Genomic DNA, 22,332 nt, shown 5'->3' on the forward strand with positions numbered 1-22,332 from the left:
ACCGATCAGCCGTACGGGTCAGGCGTGCGGGTCAGGCGTGCGGGTCACTCGTGCGGGGTCCAGAACTCGACGAGTCGGCCGGCGCCGTGCTCCAGGGTCTTCCAGTCGCCGCTGAAGGTGAGGACGGCGAAGGCGGAGGTCGGGAAGCCGCTGCGGTTCATCCGGGGCAGGACGTCGCCCTCGGACTCCCCGGCCAGGGCGTCCGCGAGGGCGTGCATGCCGGGGTTGTGGCCGATGACGACGAGGTCGCGGACCTCGTCCGGGGTCTCGTTGAGCAGGGCGATGAGCTCGCCGAGCGAGGCCTCGTACAGCCGCTCCTCGTACACGGTCCTGGGTCGCTCCGGCAGTGCCTGCACGGCCAGCTTCCAGGTCTCGCGGGTTCTGACGGCGGTCGAGCAGAGGGCCAGGTCGAAGGCGATGCCGGTCGCGGCGAGCTTTCGGCCCACCGCGGGGGCGTCCTTGCGGCCTCGCTCGGCGAGGGGGCGCTCGTGGTCGGCCTCATCGCTCCAGTCGGCCTTGGCGTGTCGGAGCAGCACGATCCTGCGGGATGTATCGACGCTCATGGTCCTCAGCTTCGCATGAAACGGCTCGCGCCGACTCAGGGAGAGAGCGTTTGCTGGATCTGCTCCAGGACCCCGCCGACTCCCGCGCCGCCCCCGGTCGCGTGCGCCCCGCCGGGCCCGGCTATCAGCAGCAGCAGGGCGGTGAAAGCGGCCACGGGGAGGACCAGCGCCCACCAGGGCAGCCGGGTGTCGACGCCGGTCGGCAGGGGCCGGGTGCTGGTGTGCGATCGGGCCGACATGGCCGCCTCCGAGGGGTGGGGAACCTTTTCCGCGTGGTCTCCAACCTACGGAGCGGGCGCCCTCCGGCCCATCAGGTGATCCACCCAGTTCACCCTGACACTCACCCCCTAGGGGATACGGGGGTTGTCCCCACCCTCGACGCTCACGGTGAGGCGAAGGTGGCGATGACGGCGATGACCACCGAGATGCCGAGCATCGCGCCGAGCACGAGGAGCAGCTTCTTCTGGCCGTTCGGGGGGTTGGGTTCGAGGACTGGCATGACGACAGTCTCGCATCTCAGCATTCGTCCTCGACCGTCCGGTCCCTGCCCGCCAGGGTCCCGACGATCATCTGCGGCACCATGAGCCCGGCCATGAGCGCGATCGGGAGTCCCCAGCCGCCGCTGTGCTGGTAGAGCACACCGACGAGGAGGGGCCCGGGGATGGAGATGAGGTAGCCGACGCTCTGCGCGAAGGCGGAGAGCCGGACGACTCCGGCCCCGGTACGCGTGCGCATGCCGATCATGGTGAGGGCGAGCGGGAAGGCGCAGTTGGAGACGCCGAGCAGCAGTGCCCAGGCCCAGGCTCCGGCGGCCGGGGCGAGGAGGAGGCCGGTGTACCCGCCGAGGCCGCAGAGGCCGAGCGCGACGACGATCGGGCCCTGGTTGCGCATCCGGGTGGCGAGCCGGGGGATGACGAAGGCGAGCGGCACGCCCATGACCATCGTGACGGCGAGGAGCACGCCCGCGGTGGAGGCGGGGACGCCGGCGTCGCGGAAGATCTGCGGCATCCAGCCCATGGTGATGTAGGCGCCGGTGGCCTGGAGGCCGAAGAAGCAGCCGAGGGCCCAGGCGGTACGGCTGCGGGTGACGCGCGGCGGGGCGGCGGCCTCGGTCGGGGACGCGGGGGTGGCCTTCGCCGGGGACGCGGCGGCCTTCGCCCTCTGCGTGGCCTTCGCCGTCGGGGTGTTCTCGCTCGCGGTCGTGGCCGTGCGCTCCCCCGTACGGCCCGAGTCGGCGCGGTCGCGCAGGAGGGGGATCCAGGGCAGGACGGCGAGCGCGGCGACGCCCGCCCAGACGCCGAGGCCGATGCGCCAGTCCCCGCCGAGGGCCTCCGTCATCGGCACGGTCGCGGCCGCGGCGACGGAGGTCCCGAGGGCGAGTGCCATGGAGTAGAGGCCGGTCATGCTGCCGACGCGGTCGGGGAAGTACCGCTTGACGATGACGGGCATCAGGACGTTGCTGACGGCGATGCCCATCAGGGCGAGGGCGCTGGCGGCGAGGAAGCCGGCGGTGCCGCCCGCGAAGGGCCGCAGGACGAGGCCCGTGAAGATCGCGGCCATGCCCGCGCAGACGACGGCGACGGGGCCGAAGCGGCGGGCGAGGCGCGGGGCCGTGATACCGAAGACCGCGAAGCAGAGCGGGGGCACGGAGGTGAGGACGCCGGCGACGCTGCCGCTCATGTGGAGGCCCTCGCTGACCTCTTCGAGGAGGGCGCCGAGGCTGGTGATGGCGGGGCGCAGGTTCAGCGCGGCCAGGACGAGTCCGACGGTGACGAGGCCGAGGGTCCAGCGGCGCGCGGGGGCGGCGGGGGCCGTTCCGGGTGGTTCCGTGGCGGCCGCCGGAGCGGGGGGCCCGGCCGTTCGGGCGGCGGGTTCGAGGGTCTTCGGCTCGTCAGGCATGAGGCCATCATAGAATCATGGGATGATTGGTTGTCCAATCTCGAACGACCAGTCCCCAGACGAAGTGGGAAGGTGCTCCATGGCCCTCGGTCACCCCCGGCGCGCAGGCCTCTCCGATCAGGTGATCGCCGAGCTGCGGAACCAGATCACCTCCGGCGAATGGCCGGTCGGTTCACGCATCCCGACGGAGCCCGAGCTGGTCGAGCAGCTGGGAGTGGCCCGTAACACCGTGCGCGAGGCGGTGCGGGCACTCGCCCACAACGGGCTGCTCGACATCCGCCAGGGCTCCGGAACGTACGTCATCGCCACCAGCGAACTGGCGGGCGTCATGCACCGGCGTTTCGCCGGCTCCGACCCCCGGCACGTCGCCGAACTCCGCTCGACCCTGGAGTCGGCGGCGGCGCGGTTCGCGGCGGCGCGGCGCACCGAGCGGGATCTGAAGCAGCTCGACGCCCTGCTCGTACGGCGCGAGGAGGCGTGGGAGTCCGGCGACGCGGATCGGTTCGTGACCGTCGACGCGGCCTTCCACCACGCGGTCGTCGCCGCGTCGGGGAACGAGGTGCTCACGGAGCTCTACGCCGACCTGGGCGATGTGCTGCGGGAGTGGCTGCGCGACGACGTGGGACAGGTGCTGCGGCCCGAGAACCACATGGACCACGCGCGCCTGGTGGACGCGATCCGGGACGGCGACGCGGAGCGGGCCGGTACCGAGGCGGCCGGCTATCCCTTCATGTGCCTGCGGAGTCCGGCGCCGGAGGCGGTCACGGAGCCGGTCGAGGACCTGGCCGAGGACCCGGTCACGGAGTCCGGTCCGCCGGCTGGTGCGTGACCCAGGCGGACCGGACCTCCTTCCAGCAGCGTCCGGTGACCTGGGCGTGCGCGGCGGGCTCGACGTCCACGGGGGCACTGTCGCTGTCGACGTCCCACCAGCGCTCGCACTCGACGTGGAGGCGGACCCGGTCGGTGTCCGGGTACGGGTTGTGGCAGTGGGCCGTGACGCGGGAGCCTTGGACGACGGTGCGGCAGGAGGCGCCGAAGTTCTCCGACTCCTCGGCCGCGGGGGCGGTGACCGGGAGTTCCTCGGCGGGGGCGGGGGCCGCCCGTACCTCCGCGGCGACGGCTATCCCGGTCAGCAGGACGGCCACGGAGGCGAACGCTCCGAAGCCGTTGCGTATCGCGTGCATGCCCGTACCTCCTCCCCGTCCGTCACAGGAACCGCAGTAGCAGGAACTTCACGCTCTGCCCCAGTCTGGGGTGATTCGCGCTACTTTTCGAGTCGGGCAGGAGTTGCGGAACGGCGAAGGCCGTGGTCCGCCCCGAGGGGCGGGCCCACGGCCCTCTGCGACTACGGGAGTTCGTTACGCGCCGATCGCGTGCAGACCGCCGTCGACGTGGATGATCTCGCCCGTCGTCTTCGGGAACCAGTCGGAGAGCAGCGCGACGATGCCGCGGCCGGCCGGCTCCGGGTCGGTGAGGTCCCATACCAGCGGGGAGCGGCTGTCCCAGACGGAGGCGAGCCCGTCGAAGCCCGGGATGGACTTGGCGGCCATCGAGCCGAGCGGACCCGCCGAGATCAGGTTGCAGCGGATGTCCTGCTTGCCCAGGTCACGCGCCATGTAGCGGCTGGTGGCCTCCAGGGCGGCCTTGGCCGGGCCCATCCAGTCGTACTGCGGCCAGGCGTACTGCGCGTCGAAGGTGAGACCGACGACGGAACCGCCCTCGTTCATCAGCGGCAGCAGCGCCATCGTCAGCGACTTCAGGGAGAAGGCGGAGACGTGCATGGCGGTGGCGACGGACTCGAACGGGGTGTTCAGGAAGTTGCCGCCGAGCGCGTCCTGCGGCGCGAAGCCGATGGAGTGCACGATGCCGTCGAGGCGGTCGCCCAGGTGCTCGCGGACCTGGCCCTCGAGCCGGGCGAGGTGCTCGTCGTTCGAGACGTCGAGCTCGAGGACCTTGACCTTGTCGGGGTGGGGCAGCTTCTTGGCGATGCGCTCGGTCAGCGTCGGCCGCGGCCAGGCGGTGAGAATGATCTCCGCGCCCTGCTCCTGGGCCAGCTTCGCGGCGTGGAAGGCGATGGAGGACTCCATCAGCACGCCCGTGATCAGGATGCGCTTGCCCTCGAGAATTCCGCTCATGTGATCAGTGACCCATGCCCAATCCGCCGTCAACCGGGATGACGGCTCCAGTGATGTACGAGGCGTCGTCGGAGGCGAGGAACCTCACCGCGGCGGCGATCTCCGCGGGCTGCGCGTAGCGGCCGAGCGGCACCTGGGACACGATGCCCGCGCGCTGCTCGTCGGTGAGCACCGCGGTCATGTCGGTGTCGACGAAACCGGGGGCGACGACGTTGAAGGTGATGTTGCGGGAGCCCAGCTCACGCGCGAGGGAACGGGCGAAGCCGACCAGGCCGGCCTTGGAGGCGGCGTAGTTGGCCTGGCCCGCGGAGCCCAGCAGACCGACTACCGAGGAGATCAGGACGACGCGGCCCTTCTTGGCGCGCAGCATCGCCCGGTTGGCACGCTTGACGACCCGGAAGGTGCCGGTGAGGTTGGTGTCGACGACGGACGTGAAGTCGTCCTCGGACATGCGCATGAGGAGCTGGTCCTTCGTCACGCCGGCGTTGGCCACGAGGACCTCCACCGGACCGTGCTTCTCCTCGATCTCCTTGTACGCCTGCTCGACCTGCTCGCCGTCGGTGATGTCGCACCGGACGGCCAGGAAGCCCTCCGGCGGCTCGCCGGAGCGGTACGTGATCGCGACCTTGTCGCCGGCTTCGGCGAACGCGCGGGCGATGGCGAGGCCGATGCCCCGGTTTCCTCCGGTGACGAGAACCGAGCGGCTCAACGGATCACCCTTTCGATAGCGGTCTGGTAGCCGAAAACCTATCGGTAACGCCCCCGGCATGGGGAATCCAGCTCCGACAGTGGCGTAGGGGCGTCACTGTCGGGTCCCTACAGCTCGGAGGCGGTACGGGGCGGCCGCCCGCCGCTCCCCGCGGGGCCCGGCGCCGTCCCTGACGTGGCCCTCCGCGGACCTACGGGGCCCGGAGGTCCGCCTGGGAGAGTTCGGCGCACAGCTCGTCGAGTGTCCGGTCGTACAGCACGGACCGGTGCGCGAGGACGTTCCTCGCGGTGACGAGGAGCCGCAGGAGCCGCGCGTCGGCCGGGGGCAGGGCGAGGGCTCCGCTGACGTGGGCCCGGAGCAGTTCGCCCACCTGGAGTTCCAGGAAGGCCCGCTCCGGGGCGGCGCCCAGGTGGGCGGGGGGACGGTCGGCGTACTCGGCGACGAGTGCGGCGACCGGCCGGTTGAGGTGGCCGAGCGCCCGTACGGCGAGGCGCTGCCGGGCCTCCTCTATCCACGGCGCGAGGACCCGCTGCTGGGCCTGGGAGACGAGGGCGTTGAGGCGGGCCCGGACGTCGGCGTCGCCGGGCGCGGCCGCGTGCGCTGCCTGTGCCGGTGGTGCCTGGGCCGCTGGTGCCACCGGGTGCCAGACGGCCACGTGCGCGCGGAGCCTGCCCTCCCAGGAGACGACGGCGCCCGTCGCCCACGCCTGGCGGAGTTCCGCGCCCGGCCGCAGCAGGGCTCCGATCCTCCGCAGCGGCGGGCAGTCGGCCGGGGCGGGGACGTGCGTCCGTGCGAGGCAGTGCCCGAGCGCGGCGGCGAGGGTGTGCTGCGAGCCGTCCCACTCCACGGCGAGCAGCCGTGCGAGCTCCAGGTCGGGGCCGCAGATCTCGACCACGGTCTCGGTTCGCACCGCGCGGCGGATCCGCTCCCTCAGCGGGTCGCGGTCGCGGCCGGAGGTGTCGGGCCCGTGGTCGAGGATCGGCGCGATCGCGGTGGCCGTGTCGAGCCGGCCGAGCGCGCCCCACCACCAGTGCACGGCCGTGTCACCGAGGCCGTGCCGGAGTTCGTCCGGGAGCGATTCCGGCAGGTCGCGGAGGCGGGCGATGACCAGGAGCCGGGGTCGCTCGCCCGGCGGCAGCCCGGCCGCCCTGACGGCGGCGGCGAGCGACCGGAACAGCCGCTCGACGGCGACGCCGGGCGGGCCGGTGCCGGTGGCGGGACCGGGCCCGGTACCGGCTCCCGCGCCGCTGCCGCCCCCCGCACGCGCGCCCGTGCCGGGGCCGGACGCCGTGCCCGTACCCCTGCCGGCTCCCCCACGCGCGCCCGTGCCGGTGCCGACTCCCGTGCCGGGGCCGGGCCCCGTGCCCGTACCCCCGCCGGAACCCGTGCCCGCGCCCGCGTCGTCGGCGTTCTCCGCCCATGCGCGGATGCCGACGACCGGGCGGCGGGTGCGTTCGGGGGCGACCAGGGTCGCGATCGCCTCGTCCGCGTCGACCGAGAGTTCCTTGCCGAGGCGGGCGAGGAGGCCGTGGGGGTCGTGTCGGGGGGCGGAGCGCTCCTCCCGGGGCGCCGGTACGCGCGGCGGTCGGCCTTCGAGGGACCAGCCGAGGTCGAGGTCGAAGCCGTCGTCGGGCAGGTCGAGGTAGGGGAGCTCGTCGGCGTCCGCCCACCACTCTCCCGCCCCCTCCCCCTCCCCCGCCGTGTCCTCCGTGGCCGGCTCCGCTTCGCGCGCGCGTGGGGACGCCGGGGCCGGTACGTCCACGCGTACCGGACTGGCGAACAGAGCCCCCCGGTACAGCTCGTCCGCGAGGCCCGACTCCACCATGGCGTCGGTGACCAGCCAGAGGCAGTTGAGCCCGGCCGCGAGGTCGGCGGCGACACCGCGCAACTGCGCCCGTACCCCGGGCAGATCGCCCGGGTCCACGGCCCGCACGGCCGTGCGGGCCTCCGCCTCCGTCACCTCACTTCTCCCCGGCGGCCGCCCGGGACCGCACCGCGCGGTACGTCACCGGTTCCACCGCGAAACCGTCGGGCGTCTCGTCGAGGACGCCGAGCTGGCCCAGGTGGTGCAGCCAGGCGTCGGTGTCCGCGTCGGTGAGTTCGACCGCCGCCGCCACGTCGTCGCGCGGCACGCCCTGCCCCTCCCCCACATAGCCCGTCCAGGCCGCCAGAAGGTCCAGGTCTCGTGTGTCGAGCCCGGAGAGCCGCAAGTGCTCCTCGATGTTGCGGGGGCCCGCGATGAGGGCGCGTATCCGCTCCACGGCGTTGTCGAGGGTCGCCCCGTGCACGGACACGTCCGTCACGGCGGCCTCCATCCAGCGGGGCCAGCCCCCGGTCGCGGCGACGAGCCGGTCGCGGTCCTCGCGGGAGACGAAGGGGCATTCCGACCAGGCGCGCAGGGCGTCCGCCGTCCACCGCTCGGGGCGCAGCCACCGTACGGACAGCTCCTCGTGCCCGTCGTCGGCGGCGAGTTCGGCGAGGCCGGCCGCGTCGGCGAGGACCACGACGGAGCGGTTCTCGTTGCCGCCGCTGCGCCGCTCGGTCTGCCGGACGAGGCGGTCGGCGGCGGGCCCGGCGTGGACGAACAGCGCGCGGACGGTCTCGCGCAGCTCGGCGGGGGCGGCGCCGCGCAGGTCCGCGACGATCACATGGGCCTTGCGGCGGCGGCTCTTGAGGAGGGCGGCGAGGTCCTCTCCATGGGTGTAGGGGACGACGTCGACGCCCCGGTTCACGGCGAAGGCGGTGACCGCCTGCCGGACGAGCTCGGGCCGGTGGAGCGCGGTGGTGCCGATGATGCTGACGCCGGACTGGGCGGTCTCGTGGAGCTGTTCCTCGGTGAGCGGGCTGTACGTCTGCACGTGGCGGGCGTCGCGGCCGAGGATGCGCCGGGCGGCGTGCGGGTTGTAGTCGTAGGGCAGGCCGAATTCCGTCTCGCGGAGTTCGAGTTCGAGTTCCTCGCGGGTGCCCAGCATGTTGACGACGTTGGGGCTGCGGACGGCGAAGTGGGAGCGGTCGCCGAGCTGGATGAGCAGGCCGAGGCCGACCATCTCGGTGAGGAAGATCTGCGCCTGCTTGGCGCTGAGCATCTCGAAGCCCTCCGGCCACGCCTCCCGGGCCTCCTGGAGCAGCTCGCTCGCGGAGTAGTCGCCGCGGTAGCTGTCCTTGAGGCTGCGCAGGGCGATGACGAGGGCGAGGACCCGGTAGCGGTCCTCCAGGTTGATGGTGAAGCGGAGCCGCTCGGCGATCTGGCGGCGTACGGTCTCCGATGCGGCGACCTTCTGGACGTCGTCCTCGGTGATCCGGACCGGGCTCCCGGACCAGGTGTACGGGCGGTCGTGGAGGACGCGGACGAGTTCGCGGCAGAAGATCTGCACCAGGTTGGCCTGGTAGTTGGTGATGGCGAGGATCCGCCAGACCAGCTCGGGCCGTTCGAAGAAGTGGCCGAGCGCGGCCATCGGTTCGGTGACGAGCCGGACGGCGGCCTGGGTGCCGAGCGGGCCGACGAGGACGTCGGGGCCGCCGTGCACGGTGGAGACGTTGGAGAGGTGTCCGAAGCGCTGGACCTGGTGGAGACCCGCGAAGACGATCTTGAAGCGGCGCTCCGTCTGCTCCATCAGGCGCTGGAAGTGCATGACGTTGGGGAACGTCGACTCGCTGCCGACGCGGTAGGCGCGGCGCGAGTCGGTGTTGAGGAAGGCGTCCGCCTCGTCCGCGAGGACCAGGATCCGGCGGGTGTCGTCCTCGTCCAGCCAGGCCTGGATGTTGCGGACGACGACGTCGGGGTTGGCCTGTTCCGACATCTTGTTGTTGAAGACGCCCTTGCGCTTGAGGTCCTCGACCAGCCGGCTCCAGATCCGGTCGGGGGCCTCCGCGTGGCCGATTTCCGCCTTCAACAGGTCGAGGTAGACGGCGACGTGGGCGTCGGCCCGGCTCGGGAAGATCTCCGCGACCCGGCGCAGCAGCGCGGACTTGCCGAGCTGGCGTCCCCCGTAGAGGAACATGCCGCCCTCGCGGCCCATGACCTCCCGCATCTCCTCGTCGCGGCCGTAGAACACCTCGGGCGGGACGAGGCCCGCGACGAACGGCGTGTACGGGTTGTACGCGGCCCAGGGCAGCGTCACCCGCTGGAGCGAGCGGAAGGAGCCGGGGGCCCGGGCGGCCATCCAGCCCATCACGGCGGAGTCGACGACCAGGGCCTGCTGGGCGAAGGAGCGGGCGGACTCGGCGAGGCCGCGCCGTCCCTCCAGGCCGAGCGGGTGCAAGTAGAGCACGATGTTGGCGCCGACGTCGGCGTCCTCCAGGTGGGCGAGCGGCCCGTCGGCGGGCTGCTCCTCCCAGATGAGCAGGACGGTGTACGAGGAGGCCCGGGAGCCGAGCGCGGCGACGTATCCGGCGCGTTCGGCGACCCGCGCGCGCACCTTGAAGCGGCGCATGCCCTGGCCGAGGGCGGCCCGCTCGGCCGACACCTGGCCCGGGGAGACGTCGAGGCCCAGGACCCGCAGCAGCCGGGAGAGGTGCTGGGGCAGTTCGCCGCGCCGGCCCTGCGGGGTGCAGAGGGCCGCCCACGACTCCAGGCCGTTGCCCGCCGCAGGGGTGAGCGAGGCGTCGGGGTCGCTGTAGTGGTTCGCCCACCAGTCGGCGTCGACGCCCTCGCCGCCGGCCTTCGGCGCGTCGGGCGCGGTGACGCCGCCGAGGAACCCGGCCAGTTCGGAGCCGTCGTCGGCGGGCCGCGCCGGCAGCGGCTTGTGGCTCGTCGCCAGGGCGAGGAACTCCTGTGCCGTGACCGTGTCCCCCTCGTCGATGAGGCGGGCGATCCGGTCGTGGTCCCCTGCGGACAGCGGCCGGTCGGGGCGGGAGCGCAGCAGGGCGAGGTTCTCCCGGAGCTGCCGGGTGTAGTCCTCGACGAGGGTGACGAGCTCCGCCTCCAGGGTGCGCAGCGAGTCCACGGCGAAGCGGTAGCGGCCCGACTCCTCGCCGTCGACGAACTCCTGGAGGCGGCCGACGAACTCCCTTTCCTCGTCGGCGGCCAGCTGGTTGAGCGTCCGCATCTGGGCGAGCAGCCCGGCCGCCGCGCGATGGCGCTCCGCGACCTCGCGCCGCCAGTCCTCGTGGCCCTGCGCGAGCCGCCGGGCGGCCGATTCGCCCCACTCGGGGTCGGTGCAGCCGTACTCCTCGGGCTCGCTCTCGACGGCCGCGATCAGCGCCCTCGCGAGGTGCAGGTCGCCGTCACCGAGGTAGCGGACGAGGGCGTACTCGGCGTCGGGCGGCGCCAGGAGGGCGGCGATCCGGCGGGCCGCCCTGGGGTCGCCGAGGTCGGGGTCGCCGAGGGCGTCCCGGGGCAGGTCGGGCAGCCGGAGGAGGCAGTCGGCGGGCGGGACGGGGCCGCCGTTCTCGCGGAGCTGGTCGGCTGCGGTGTCCTCGGACCGTACGTGCTCGCCGGTGAGCCAGGACCGCAGCAGCGCGAGCGCCGCGCCTCCCGTGCCTGCCGGGGCGGGCTCCTCGGCGACGTCCCGGAGGACCGAGGCCAGTTCGGGGATGCCGCGGTCGCTCACGCCCTGGTGCGGCCGGGCGGCGGCGTGGGCGGCCTCGGCGCGCATGAGGAGCTCGCCGACGGACCGGCAGGCGGTGTGCAGCTGCCGGAGCGCGCCGGCGGTGATCGGCTCCTTGGCCTGCTTCGACGTACGGAACAGGGCGTCGGTGTCCTCGATGAGCCGGTCGATGTCCTCCGCCCGCCACAGCTCTTCGCCCAGGGCGCGGAAGCCGGGCGCGCCGGTGTACTGCGCGGGGTTCTGGCCGGACCACTCGATGACCTCGTTCAGCGCGTGGCGCACCGGGCCCGACGGGCCGACGAGGTACTGGAGCACCTGGGACGCCCGCTGGTACTTCATCTTGCGGCGCGGCAGGTCGTCGAGCAGCTGCCGGGCGGTGAGGCCGATCTCCTCGCGGGTGGCGGCCTCCTGGCCCTCGGCGCTGCCCTGGAGCATGCCGGGCTCGAAGACGCGGCCGTCGCGGACGGCGGCGACGAGCACGGTGAGCAGCTGCTGCCAGGGCCCGGTGAGCCCGGACGGCATGACGAAACCGCTGATCAGGCCGTGCGCCCACCGCGCGGTGAGTCCGGTGCGCAGGGCGGCCGCGAGGGCCACGAGATGCGCCTCGCGGTCCTGCGCGGCGAGAGCGGGGTCGAGCTCGTGCGCCATCTGTACGGGGGTGGCCTCGCTGTCCGAGACGCAGCTGAACGCGGCGGCGGCGAAGGCGAGGGTCCGCGCCCGGACGTCACCCTCGCGGGAGGCCACGGTCATCCAGTACGCCTCGGCGACCCGCCCGTCCCGCAGCAGCCGGCCGACGGGCGGCTCACCGCCGGTCTCCCACGGCGCGTACGGGTCCCAGTCGGCCGCCCCGAGCCCGGAGGGCCAGGGCTCGTCCTCAACGGGGAGGGGGGTGGGGGCGGGGGGCGACGCTTGAGCGGGGGCCGGGGTCGGGGCCTGAGCGGGTACGGGGGCGGGGGTCGGCGCCTGAGCCGGTACGGGTACGGGGGCCGGGGCCTGCGCCGGTATGGGGGCGGGCGCGGCGGTCGGAACGGGCGTGGGGGCCGGGGCTGCGGCCGGGGTCGTGGTGGCCGCCGTCGTCGAGGCGGGCAGCAGGGCCGGGGGCGGCGGTTCCACCGCGCGGCGGACGGCCTCGATCGCGGAGGCGCCCACCCGGGCCCGGGCCGTCAACGCGGCCGCGTCACCGGTGGCGTGCTCGGTCCGCCCCGACGGGAGCTCCTGCCCGGGGCCCGGGTCAGCGTCCGGGCTCGGGGTCGGGCTCGGGCCCGGGTCCTGCTCCTGGTCCTGGCCGGCCGCCTCTATCTCTACCCCTACCGGGCGTACGACACCGGCTTCCGACAGGCCCGCCTCGGGCGGGCCGGCGACCGCCTCCTCCCCCGCCAAGGCGCCGAGTTCGCGCAGTTGGGTCTCGGTGCGTTCGAGGTGGCGGCGGAGGTCGGCGGCCTCCTCCTCGTCGTCGGCCAGCTCCAGGAGTTCGGCGTAGCGGCTCGCCTTGCGGCGCAGGGCGTCGGTCTGTTCGGCCCGCGCCTCCCGCAGCCGGGTCAGCTCGGCGACCGCGTCGGCATAACCGAGGCCCGGCCCCCAGGTGACCCCCGCGGCGGCGAGCACGGCGGCGAGCCGCTCGCGCTCCTCCGTCCAGGTGGCGAGCCCCTCGCCGGGGGCGTCCACGGGAAGGAGCCCGGCTTCGACGGCGTCCGCCGCACCACGCAGGACGACGGCCAGCCCCTCACCGGACCGCTTCAGGAGGTCGAGCGACGCGGGGAGGTCGGCCAGGGGTAAGGGTCCGGACACGGGAGCGGCATCCTCACACTCGGGGTTCGTCGTCGGGGAGCCGGAGGCGGAGCCGGGCGACGAGGCGGAGCCGGAGGGGGTCTCGAAGCGCCGGCCCATCTCGTGCGCGTCCGGCGGCGGGCTGCTGTCCGCGGCCGTCTGCAACGCCGCCTCGTGCTCGGTCGCCAGCGGCCCGACCGGGAGCCGGCTCGTGCCGGGCAGGAGCATGCCGTACAGCGCGCAGCGGGCGAGTGGCGGGTCGAGCACCCTGAGCATGGCGTGCAGTTCGTCGAGGGTGGGGTCCGTCAGAGCGCGCTGCGAGAACCCGTATTCGGTGTGGAGCGCCTTCACCGCCCAGACGAGCCCGCAGGCGGCGATGCTCGTCAGCTGTCCCTGCTGCGCCTTGGCGAGCCGCACCCGGGCCGCGTGCAGTTCCCGCCGCGAGGGCGGGGACGGCGGCCGGTCCGACGTGTGGGCGTGTTTGTCGCCCCGTAAGCAGTGGTGCCAGGTCAGCAGGGATCTGAGTGCGTCCTCGTCCAGCGACGACAGCCAGGACCTGACTCCGTTCACCCACCCGTGCATGGCGTCGATCATCTCATCCGATCGACGCGGGTGCTATGCCCGTGCTCTATTCCGATGCCTCAATAGGCCGACGGAGCAGGCGGGTTGGCGCGGGTTGTGCCGCGGGCGCACCTCAATGCGCCGACTCCGCGGCCCGTCCCGTGATTGACTTCCGGGACAGTTCGACCCCCGCCTTACGATCGCCGAGAGCGAGGCCGCTCGTGGTCCATCAGATCGACCCTACGTTCGTCGCGCTGCCCCTGCGGGCGCTCGCCGACGCGGCGCTCGCCCGAGCGCGCGCGCTCGGCGCCGAGCACGCGGACTTCCGTCTGGAGCGGGTGCGCAGCGCCTCCTGGCGGCTGCGTGACGCCAAACCGTCCGGTTCCTCGGACACCACGGACCTCGGCTACGCGGTGCGGGTGGTGCACGGCGGGGCCTGGGGGTTCGCGTCCGGGGTCGACCTGACCATGGACGGGGCCGCGAAGGTCGCCTCGCAGGCGGTCGCCATGGCCAAGCTGTCGGCGAAGGTGATCGCGGCGGCGGGCTCGGACGAGCGGGTGGAGCTGGCCGAGGAGCCGGTGCACGAGGAGCGCACCTGGGTCTCCTCGTACGAGATCGATCCCTTCTCCATCCCCGGCGAGGAGAAGAGCGCGCTGCTCGCCGACTGGAGCGCGCGGCTGCTGCGGGCGGACGGCGTGGCCCATGTGGACGCCTCGCTGCTCACCGTCCACGAGAACAAGTTCTACGCGGACACGGCGGGCACGGTCACCACGCAGCAGCGGGTCCGGCTGCATCCGCAGCTCACGGCGGTCGCCGTCGACGAGACGACCGGTGAGTTCGACTCGATGCGGACGATCGCGCCGCCGGTCGGGCGGGGCTGGGAGTACCTGACGGGCACCGGCTGGGACTGGGACAAGGAGCTGGACGAGATCCCGGGGCTGCTCGCCGAGAAGATGCGGGCGCCGAGCGTCGAGGCGGGGCGGTACGACCTGGTCGTGGACCCGTCGAACCTCTGGCTGACGATCCACGAGTCGATCGGGCACGCCACCGAGCTGGACCGGGCCCTGGGCTACGAGGCGGCGTACGCGGGCACCTCCTTCGCCACCTTCGACCAGCTGGGCAAGCTGGCGTACGGCTCCTCGATCATGAACGTGACGGGTGACAGGACCGCCGAACACGGGCTCGCGACGGTCGGGTTCGACGACGAGGGCGTCGAGGCGCAGAGCTGGGACCTGGTGAAGGACGGCACGCTCGTCGGCTACCAGTTGGACCGGCGGATCGCGAAGCTCACGGGCCTCGGCCGGTCGAACGGCTGCGCGTTCGCCGACTCCCCCGCGCACGTGCCGGTGCAGCGGATGGCGAACGTCTCGCTCCAGCCGGACCCGGGCGGTCTGTCGACGGAGGACCTGATCGGGGGTGTGGAGCGGGGCATCTACGTGGTCGGTGACCGGTCCTGGTCGATCGACATGCAGCGCTACAACTTCCAGTTCACCGGGCAGCGGTTCTTCCGCATCGAGAACGGCCGGCTCGCCGGGCAGCTGCGGGACGTGGCGTACCAGGCGACCACCACCGACTTCTGGGGCTCGATGGAGCAGGTCGGCGGCCCGCAGACGTACGTCCTCGGCGGCGCCTTCAACTGCGGCAAGGCCCAGCCGGGCCAGGTCGCGGCGGTCTCCCACGGCTGCCCGTCCGCCCTCTTCCGGGGCGTCAACATCCTCAACACGACGCAGGAGGCCGGACGATGAGCCGCGTCAGCAAGCCGTACGAGATCGTCGAGCGGGCCCTTGAGCTGTCCCGTGCCGACGGCTGTGTCGTCATCGCCGACGAGGAGTCCTCGGCCAATCTGCGCTGGGCGGGCAACGCGCTCACCACCAACGGCGTCACCCGCGGCCGTACGCTCACGGTCGTCGCGACCGTCGACGGCGCGCAGGGCACCGCCTCCGGTGTCGTCTCGCGGTCCGCGGTCACCGCCGACGACCTGGAGCCGCTGGTCCGGGCCGCCGAGGCCGCCGCGCGTGCGGCGGGTCCCGCCGAGGACGCCCAGCCGCTGGTGGCGGACGTGCCCTCGTCCCCCGACTTCACGGACGCCCCGGCGGAGACCTCCTCCGCCGTCTTCGCCGACTTCGCCCCGGCGCTCGGCGAGGCCTTCGCCCGCGCCCGGGCCGGCGGCCGTGAGCTGTACGGCTTCGCCAACCACGAGCTGACCTCCGCCTACCTGGGTACGTCCACGGGACTGCGGCTCCGTCACGACCAGCCCAACGGGACCCTGGAGCTGAACGCCAAGTCCCCGGACCGCTCGCGGTCCGCCTGGGCCGGCCGTTCGACCCGGGACTTCAAGGACGTGGACCCGGCGGCCCTCGACGCGGAGCTCGCGACCCGTCTCGGCTGGGCGGAGCGGCGGATCGAGCTGCCCGCCGGGCGGTACGAGACGCTGCTGCCGCCGACGGCCGTGGCCGACCTGCTGATCTACCAGCTGTGGTCCTCGGCGGCCCGGGACGCGGTGGAGGGCCGTACGGTCTTCTCGAAGCCCGGCGGCGGCACCCGGCTCGGCGAGACCCTCTCCCCGCTGCCGCTGACCCTGCGCAGCGACCCGAACGAGCCGGGTCTGGAGTCCGCGCCGTTCGTGATCGCGCACTCCTCGGGCGACGACTCCTCCGTCTTCGACAACGGTCTGCCGATCGCGCCGACGGACTGGGTACGGGACGGGAAGCTGGAGCGTCTGATCACCACCCGGCACTCGGCGGAACTTACTCGGTTGCCCGTGGCGCCCGTGGCGGGGAACCTGATCCTGGACGGTGGCGGCGAGCGTTCCCTCGAGGAGATGGTCGCCTCCACGGAGCGCGGGCTGCTTCTCACCTGCCTCTGGTACATCCGCGAGGTCGACCCGGCGACGCTGCTGCTCACCGGTCTGACCCGGGACGGCGTCTACCTCGTGGAGAACGGCGAGGTGGTCGGCGAGGTGAACAACTTCCGGTTCAACGAGTCGCCGGTGGACCTGCTGTCGCGGGCCTCGGAGGCGGGTCGGACGGAGAAGACGCTGCCGCGCGAGTGGAGCGACTGGTTCACCCGGGCCGCGATGCCCGCCCTGCGGATCCCCGACTTCAACATGAGCTCGGTCAGCAAGGGGGTCTGACCCACCTAGACTGAGACGACTACTGGCCACAGGCATCACGAGCATCACAGGGAGACGGACGACGTGACCGACATCGTCGACGAGCTGAAGTGGCGTGGGCTCTTCGCCCAGTCCACCGATGAGGACGCACTGCGCAAGGCTCTCGCGGACGGTCCCGTCACCTTCTATTGCGGTTTCGACCCGACCGCGGCCAGTCTCCACGTCGGCCACCTGGTCCAGGTCCTCACCGTCCGCCGGCTCCAGCAGGCCGGGCACCGGCCGCTGGCGCTGGTCGGCGGGGCCACCGGTCAGATCGGTGACCCGCGGCCGACGGCCGAGCGCACCCTGAACGACCCCGAGACGGTCGCGAACTGGGTGAACCGGCTGCGGACGCAGATCGAGCCGTTCCTCTCCTTCGACGGGGAGAACGCGGCGGTCATGGTGAACAACCTGGACTGGACCGCCGGGATGTCGGCGATCGAGTTCCTGCGGGACATCGGCAAGCACTTCCGGGTCAACAAGATGCTGACCAAGGACTCCGTCGCCCGGCGTCTGGAGTCCGAGCAGGGCATCAGCTACACCGAGTTCAGCTACCAGCTGCTCCAGGCCATGGACTTCCGGGAGCTGTACCGCCGCTACGGCTGCACGCTCCAGCAGGGCGGCTCGGACCAGTGGGGCAACCTGGTGGCCGGTCTCGACCTGATCCACCGCCTGGAGCCGGGCGCGGAGGTGCACGCCCTCGCGACCCCGCTGATGGTCAAGGCGGACGGCACCAAGTTCGGCAAGACCGAGAGCGGGGCCGTCTGGCTCGACCCGGAGATGACGACGCCGTACGCGTTCTACCAGTTCTGGCTGAACGTGGACGACCGGGACATCTCCACGTACATGCGGATCCTGTCCTTCAGGTCCCGTGCGGAGCTGGAGGAGCTGGAGCAGCAGACCGCCGAGCGGCCGCAGGCGCGGGCCGCGCAGCGGGCGCTCGCCGAGGAGCTCACCACCCTCGTGCACGGCGCCGAGCAGTGCGCGGCCGTCATCAACGCATCCAAGGCGCTGTTCGGGCAGGGCGACCTGGCCGAGCTGGACGAGGCGACGCTGGCCGCCGCCCTGTCGGAGCTGCCGCACGCCCGGGTCACCGCGCTCGGTCAGGTCGTGGACCTGTTCACCGAGGTCGGGCTCGCGCCGAGCAGGTCGGGCGCGCGCCGCACGGTGAAGGAGGGCGGGGCCTACGTGAACAACGTGAAGGTGACCGCCGAGGACGCCGAGGTGTCGGCGGAGGAGCTGCTGCACGGCCGCTGGCTGGTGCTGCGGCGCGGCAAGAAGAACCTGGCGGCGATCGAGTTCGCCGGCGCGGAGGGCTGAGGGCCGCCCTCGGCCTCCGTACGCCGGGAGCCCGGTACGGCACGTGGTGTGCCGTACCGGGCTCCCGGCGTCTTCGGTCCCTAGGTTCGCTGTCGGTTACCCCTGATCGAGGCCCACAGCATGTCGCCCACCCCGACCACGGCGACCGCGCCGATCAGTTGGAGCAGGTGACGGGTCCAGTCGATGCCCTTGGTGTCGTTGACGCCGATCCAGGTCGCGACCGCGTTGCCGAGAACGCTGCCGAGAATGCCGAACACGACCGTCAGCCACAGCGGGATCTGCTGCTTCCCCGGCAGGATCGCCTTCGCGATCAGACCGAGGACCAGTCCCACGATGATCGCCCACAACCAACCCATCGTCGCCTCCTTGTACGCATGTGGGCCCAGTCTCGTCCCCCCGGCCATACGGCGCATGTCGGACAGCGCCATCCGTGCCCCCGGTCTCGTCGGTGCCGGGGAGCGGGCGTACCGTTGGAGTCGAGGTCCGGACCGGAGAGTCCGGCGCGACCGGTGGGTGGTGGACGGCGATGTCGAAGCGCGACGGGGGCGAGGTCTTCCGGATCACGGGGGCCCGGCAGGGGCTCGCCGACGATGTGCGGGGGCGGCAGCGGCGCTACATCATCTCGATGTCGGTCCGGACGCTCTCCGTGATCGCGGCCGCGGTGCTGTGGAACGTCGAGCGGCATGTGGCGGTCGTGGCCCTGGCCCTGGGCATCCTGCTCCCCTATGTCGCGGTGGTCATCGCGAACGCCGGCCGGGAGTCCACGCCGTCCCTTCCCTCCACGTTCGTCCCCTCTCCCGGGCGCCCCGCACTCGACCCCGGGAAGCTCAGGAAAAGCTCAGATCAATCATGAAGTTCCGGTGCACCGCACCCAGGGTGCCGTGACATACTGCCTACGCGCTCCGCATCCCCCGTCGGAGCGACGGACCGATGCCGGGCAGCTCCCCCCGTGGCTGCTCGGCATCGCCCTTGCTGGACAATGATCGGGTGATCAATGGTCCGGTGAGTGAAGAGAACCCCATCTGCTCCGCCAAGGGGTGCCGCGCCGACGCCGTCTGGGTGCTCGCGTGGAACAATCCCGCGCTGCACACGCCCGAGCGTCGCAAGACCTGGCTCGCGTGCGAGGAGCACCGCGAGCACCTCTCCCAGTTCCTGGGTGTACGGGGCTTCCTGAAGGACGTCGTCCCGCTCGCGGAGTGGGAGTCGGTCGCCGATCGCTGAACCGGCCGCCGGCGATCGGCGCCCGGTTCAGCCGCCGATCGCCGACATCGGGCGGTCGGGCTGGAGGAAGCTCGGGTCGTCGAGGCCCGAGCCGGCCTTCTTGCCCCACATGGCCCGCTTCCAGAGCGCCGCGACCTCGGCGTCCGACGCGTCCGAGCGGAGTGTGGCCCGCAGGTCCGTCTCCTCGGTGGCGAAGAGACAGGTCCGCACCTGGCCGTCGGCGGTGAGCCGGGTGCGGTCGCAGGCCCGGCAGAACGGGCGGGTGACGGAGGCGATGACACCGACCGTGTGCGGCCCGCCGTCGACGACCCAGCGCTCCGCGGGCGCCGAACCGCGCTCGTCGGCGCCTTCGGGCGTCAGGGTGAACCGGGTGCGCAGGGACTCCAGGATGTCACCGGCGGTGATCATGCCGTCGCGCTTCCAGCCGTGCTGGGCGTCGAGGGGCATCTGCTCGATGAAGCGGAGCTCGTACTCCTGCTCCACCGCCCAGGCGAGGAGGTCGGGGGCCTCGTCGGCGTTGAGCCCGGGCATCAGGACGGCGTTGACCTTGACCGGGGTGAGGCCGGCGTCCCGGGCGGCGGCCATGCCGTCGAGGACGTCCTGGTGGCGGTCGCGCCGGGTGAGGGTCTTGAAGACGTCGGGGCGCAGGGTGTCCAGGGAGACGTTGACCCGGTCGAGGCCCGCGGCCTTGAGGGCGGCGGCCGTGCGCTTCAGCCCGATGCCGTTGGTGGTGAGGGACATCCGGGGGCGGGGCTCCAGGGCCGCGCAGCGCTCGACGATGCCGACGAGGCCGGGGCGGAGCAGCGGCTCGCCGCCGGTGAAGCGGACCTCGGTGACGCCGAGGTCGGTGACCGCGATCCGGATCAGCCGGACGATCTCGTCGTCCGTGAGCAGGTCCGGCTTCGCGAGCCACTGCAGGCCCTCTTCGGGCATGCAGTACGTGCAGCGCAGGTTGCACCGGTCCGTGAGCGAAACGCGCAGGTCGGTTGCCACCCGGCCATAGGTGTCGATGAGCACTGTGGCCCCCTCCCCGTCTTGCGGTTGCGTGTGGTTCGAGCCTACGTGAGCCCGCGGACAACGAGCAGGGCAGATTGTCACGGGACCGGCGAGGCCGCGTCGTAGAACTCTACGACGCGGCCGTCCGGTGAACGCGGACCGTATACGGTCGGCTGCGCTCCGGTCAGTGTTTGATCGCGGCGGCGACCCCGACGCCGGTGAGGGACTTGACCTCCAGCTCCGCGTACTTGCCCGCGTCCGGCTCCTCCTTGGAGAGGAGCGAGCCGAGCCAGCCGAGGAGGAAGCCGAGCGGGATGGAGACGAGGCCGGGATTCTCCAGCGGGAACCAGTGGAAGTCCACGCCCTTGAACATCGAGGCCGGGCCGCCGGAGACGACCGGCGAGAAGAGGACGAGGACGACGGAGGAGATCAGTCCGCCGTAGATCGACCAGAGCGCGCCCTGGGTGGTGAACCTCTTCCAGAAGAGCGAGTAGAGGATCGTCGGCAGGTTGGCCGAGGCGGCGACAGCGAAGGCGAGGGCGACCAGGCCGGCGACGTTGAGGTCGCGGGCGAGGGCGCCGAGCGCGATCGACACGATGCCGATGAGGACCGTGGACCAGCGGGCGGCCCGCATCTCCTCCTTCTCGGTGGCCTTCCCGCGCCTGATCACTTTCGCGTAGATGTCGTGCGCGAAGGACGAGGAGGAGGCCAGGGTCAGACCGGCGACCACGGCGAGGATGGTGGCGAAGGCGACGGCGGAGATGACGGCGAGGAGGATCGCGCCGCCGGTGGAGTCGGCGCCGCCGCCGACCGCGTGGGCGGCCAGCGGGGCCGCTGTGTTGCCCGCCTTGTTGGATGCCCTGATGGTGTCGCCGCTGAGCAGGGCGGCGGCGCCGAAGCCGAGGACGATCGTCATCAGGTAGAAGGCGCCGATGATGCCGATGGCCCAGTTGACCGACTTACGGGCGGCCTTGGCGGTCGGCACCGTGTAGAAGCGGATCAGGATGTGGGGCAGGCCGGCGGTGCCGAGGACGAGGGCGATGCCGAGGGAGATGAAGTCCAGCTTCGAGAGGGCGCTGGTGCCGTACTTGAGGCCGGGCTCCAGGAAGGCGTCGCCCTTGCCGCTGTTGGTGGCGGCGGCGCCGAGGAGCTGCGAGAGGTTGAAGTCGAACTTCAGCAGGATGAGGAAGGTGATGAGGAGCGTGCCCGCGATGAGCAGGACGGCCTTCACCATCTGCACCCAGGTGGTGCCCTTCATGCCGCCGATGGTCACGTAGACGATCATCAGGACGCCGACGAGGGCGACGATCGCGATCTTGCCGCCGTCGCTGGTGATGCCGAGCAGCAGCGAGACGAGGACGCCGGCGCCGGCCATCTGCGCGAGCAGGTAGAAGATCGAGACGACGATGGTGGAGGTGCCGGCGGCGGTCCTGACGGGCCGCTGGCGCATCCGGTAGGCGAGGACGTCGCCCATGGTGAACCGGCCGGAGTTGCGCAGCGGTTCGGCGACCAGGAGCAGGGCGACGAGCCAGGCGACCAGGAAGCCGATCGAGTAGAGGAAGCCGTCGTAGCCGAAGAGGGCGATGGCGCCGCTGATGCCGAGGAAGGACGCGGCGGACATGTAGTCGCCGGAGATCGCGAGGCCGTTCTGGAAGCCGGTGAACTGGCCTCCGCCGGCGTAGAAGTCGGCGGCGCTGCGGGTCTGGCGGCCGGCCCAGACGGTGATGATCAGGGTCGCGATGACGAAGGCGCCGAAGAGGGCGATGATCAGCGGCCGGTGTTCGCTGGTGGCGTTGCCCGCCGCGAGCAGGACGGGGGTGCTCATGCGTCGCCCTCCATACGGTTCCTGATGGCCTCGGCCTTGGGGTCGAGCCGGGTCGCCGCGTGCCGCGAGTAGAGCCAGGCGATGAGGAACGTGGTGGCGAACTGGCCGAGGCCCAGGACGAGCGCCACGTTGATGTTGCCGAAGACCTTGGTGCCCATGAAACCGCTCGCGTAGTTGGAGAGCAGCACGTACAGCAGGTACCAGGCGATGAAGGCGAGGGTCAGGGGGAAGGCGAAGGAGCGGTACGTACGGCGCAGTTCGCCGAACTCCGCGCCCTCCTGCACCTCGACGAACTGTTCCGTCGTGGGCGATACGGGAGCGGTTGCGGCCTCCGTCCCGTTTCGGGGCGGCGGCGGTGCTTCGGTAGCCACGGAATCTCCTCGTGACGCGGGGACGGACGGCATGGTCAAGGGGGCCTCACCTGGGGTGCGGGAGCCGGGGTCCCGATCGGAACCCCTCCCCTGCACAACGGCACGGAGCGGGATGCGAAGCGGTTCACGCGAGGGATTTATTCGCACAGATCTTCATGAAGTCTTCTCAACTCATTGAAGCGCCGGGAAGATCAGCGATAGCTTCACTCGTCATGCACCTGTCCGCGCGCAAACCCGCGCCCGGGCAGTACATACGGATGATGTG

At 72.3% G+C, this 22,332-nt stretch carries 19 protein-coding genes; 6 read left to right on the top strand and 13 right to left on the bottom strand.

The window, feature by feature from the left end; genetic code table 11:
• Window positions 1-44: 44 nt before the first annotated feature.
• The 4 genes from ABT034_RS08540 to ABT034_RS08555 all read right to left on the bottom strand — a co-directional run bounded on the left by ABT034_RS08540 (window position 45) and on the right by ABT034_RS08555 (window position 2,462).
• Window positions 45-563: a SixA phosphatase family protein gene (locus ABT034_RS08540; protein WP_351212696.1), complete on the bottom strand. Its 519-nt coding sequence runs from the start codon at window positions 561-563 to the stop codon at window positions 45-47.
• A 35-nt stretch (window positions 564-598) separates the two neighbouring features.
• Window positions 599-802 (bottom strand): hypothetical protein, encoded by a 204-nt coding sequence (locus ABT034_RS08545; RefSeq protein ID WP_351212698.1) that lies wholly within the window; start codon window positions 800-802, stop codon window positions 599-601.
• A gap of 143 nt (window positions 803-945) precedes the next feature.
• A complete protein-coding gene (locus ABT034_RS08550) occupies window positions 946-1,062 on the bottom strand; it encodes an SGM_5486 family transporter-associated protein (RefSeq protein ID WP_260461994.1) in 117 nt (38 codons plus the stop codon).
• Between the two features lie 17 nt (window positions 1,063-1,079).
• The gene (locus tag ABT034_RS08555; protein WP_351212701.1) at window positions 1,080-2,462 is read right to left on the bottom strand and encodes a CynX/NimT family MFS transporter; all 1,383 of its coding nucleotides are present in this window, start codon (window positions 2,460-2,462) and stop codon (window positions 1,080-1,082) included.
• A 79-nt stretch (window positions 2,463-2,541) separates the two neighbouring features.
• Here ABT034_RS08555 and ABT034_RS08560 point away from each other — a divergent pair, with 79 nt between their 5' ends.
• Window positions 2,542-3,291, top strand: a complete 750-nt coding sequence (locus ABT034_RS08560) for a FadR/GntR family transcriptional regulator (protein WP_351212703.1) — start codon at window positions 2,542-2,544, stop codon at window positions 3,289-3,291.
• Here the strand turns inward: ABT034_RS08560 and ABT034_RS08565 are convergent.
• From ABT034_RS08565 to ABT034_RS08585, 5 genes are all read right to left on the bottom strand, one after another.
• Window positions 3,260-3,646: a hypothetical protein gene (locus tag ABT034_RS08565; protein ID WP_351212705.1), complete on the bottom strand. Its 387-nt coding sequence runs from the start codon at window positions 3,644-3,646 to the stop codon at window positions 3,260-3,262. The two genes, ABT034_RS08560 and ABT034_RS08565, sit on opposite strands and share 32 nt — an antisense overlap.
• Window positions 3,647-3,820: 174 nt before the next feature.
• Entirely contained in the window at window positions 3,821-4,597 is a 777-nt protein-coding gene (gene fabI / locus ABT034_RS08570; RefSeq protein ID WP_351212707.1) for an enoyl-ACP reductase FabI, read from the bottom strand.
• 4 nt (window positions 4,598-4,601) lie between these two features.
• Window positions 4,602-5,306 carry a 3-oxoacyl-[acyl-carrier-protein] reductase gene (gene fabG / locus ABT034_RS08575; protein WP_351212709.1) on the bottom strand — a complete coding sequence of 235 codons (705 nt, stop codon included), beginning with the start codon at window positions 5,304-5,306 and terminating at the stop codon, window positions 4,602-4,604.
• Window positions 5,307-5,496: 190 nt separating this feature from the next.
• Window positions 5,497-7,266, bottom strand: a complete 1,770-nt coding sequence (locus ABT034_RS08580; protein WP_351212711.1) for a hypothetical protein — start codon at window positions 7,264-7,266, stop codon at window positions 5,497-5,499.
• 1 nt (window position 7,267) lies between these two features.
• Window positions 7,268-13,204: a hypothetical protein gene (locus ABT034_RS08585; RefSeq protein ID WP_351212713.1), complete on the bottom strand. Its 5,937-nt coding sequence runs from the start codon at window positions 13,202-13,204 to the stop codon at window positions 7,268-7,270.
• Window positions 13,205-13,404: 200 nt separating this feature from the next.
• On the opposite strand from ABT034_RS08585, the gene ABT034_RS08590 reads away from it, so the two are divergent.
• From ABT034_RS08590 to tyrS, 3 genes are all read left to right on the top strand, one after another.
• Window positions 13,405-14,928 carry a TldD/PmbA family protein gene (locus ABT034_RS08590; RefSeq protein ID WP_351212715.1) on the top strand — a complete coding sequence of 508 codons (1,524 nt, stop codon included), beginning with the start codon at window positions 13,405-13,407 and terminating at the stop codon, window positions 14,926-14,928.
• Window positions 14,925-16,316 carry a metallopeptidase TldD-related protein gene (locus ABT034_RS08595; protein WP_351212717.1) on the top strand — a complete coding sequence of 464 codons (1,392 nt, stop codon included), beginning with the start codon at window positions 14,925-14,927 and terminating at the stop codon, window positions 16,314-16,316. The genes ABT034_RS08590 and ABT034_RS08595 overlap by 4 nt, the downstream gene beginning before the upstream one ends.
• 63 nt (window positions 16,317-16,379) lie before the next feature.
• Complete coding sequence (gene tyrS, locus ABT034_RS08600; RefSeq protein ID WP_351212719.1) at window positions 16,380-17,654, top strand: tyrosine--tRNA ligase; 1,275 nt, start codon at window positions 16,380-16,382, stop codon at window positions 17,652-17,654.
• An 80-nt stretch (window positions 17,655-17,734) separates the two neighbouring features.
• Here tyrS and ABT034_RS08605 read toward each other — a convergent pair whose 3' ends face one another.
• On the bottom strand, window positions 17,735-18,010 hold the full coding sequence (locus ABT034_RS08605; RefSeq protein WP_351212721.1) for a GlsB/YeaQ/YmgE family stress response membrane protein: 276 nt from the start codon (window positions 18,008-18,010) through the stop codon (window positions 17,735-17,737).
• Between the two features lie 170 nt (window positions 18,011-18,180).
• On the opposite strand from ABT034_RS08605, the gene ABT034_RS08610 reads away from it, so the two are divergent.
• Together ABT034_RS08610 and ABT034_RS08615 are read left to right on the top strand one after the other, a co-directional pair.
• Window positions 18,181-18,507: a DUF3099 domain-containing protein gene (locus tag ABT034_RS08610; protein WP_351212723.1), complete on the top strand. Its 327-nt coding sequence runs from the start codon at window positions 18,181-18,183 to the stop codon at window positions 18,505-18,507.
• Window positions 18,508-18,656: 149 nt separating this feature from the next.
• Complete coding sequence (locus tag ABT034_RS08615) at window positions 18,657-18,875, top strand: hypothetical protein (RefSeq protein ID WP_351212725.1); 219 nt, start codon at window positions 18,657-18,659, stop codon at window positions 18,873-18,875.
• A gap of 27 nt (window positions 18,876-18,902) precedes the next feature.
• On the opposite strand, the gene moaA is transcribed toward ABT034_RS08615, so the two are convergent.
• From moaA to ABT034_RS08630, 3 genes are all read right to left on the bottom strand, one after another.
• A complete protein-coding gene (gene moaA, locus ABT034_RS08620; protein WP_351212727.1) occupies window positions 18,903-19,892 on the bottom strand; it encodes a GTP 3',8-cyclase MoaA in 990 nt (329 codons plus the stop codon).
• A gap of 163 nt (window positions 19,893-20,055) precedes the next feature.
• On the bottom strand, window positions 20,056-21,696 hold the full coding sequence (locus ABT034_RS08625; RefSeq protein ID WP_351212729.1) for a monocarboxylic acid transporter: 1,641 nt from the start codon (window positions 21,694-21,696) through the stop codon (window positions 20,056-20,058).
• On the bottom strand, window positions 21,693-22,067 hold the full coding sequence (locus ABT034_RS08630; protein ID WP_351212731.1) for a DUF485 domain-containing protein: 375 nt from the start codon (window positions 22,065-22,067) through the stop codon (window positions 21,693-21,695). Before ABT034_RS08630 ends, ABT034_RS08625 begins: the two co-directional genes overlap by 4 nt.
• Window positions 22,068-22,332: the final 265 nt, after the last annotated feature.

Source organism: Streptomyces sp. NPDC002773 (genome assembly GCF_040295605.1).
GTDB lineage: Bacteria > Actinomycetota > Actinomycetes > Streptomycetales > Streptomycetaceae > Streptomyces.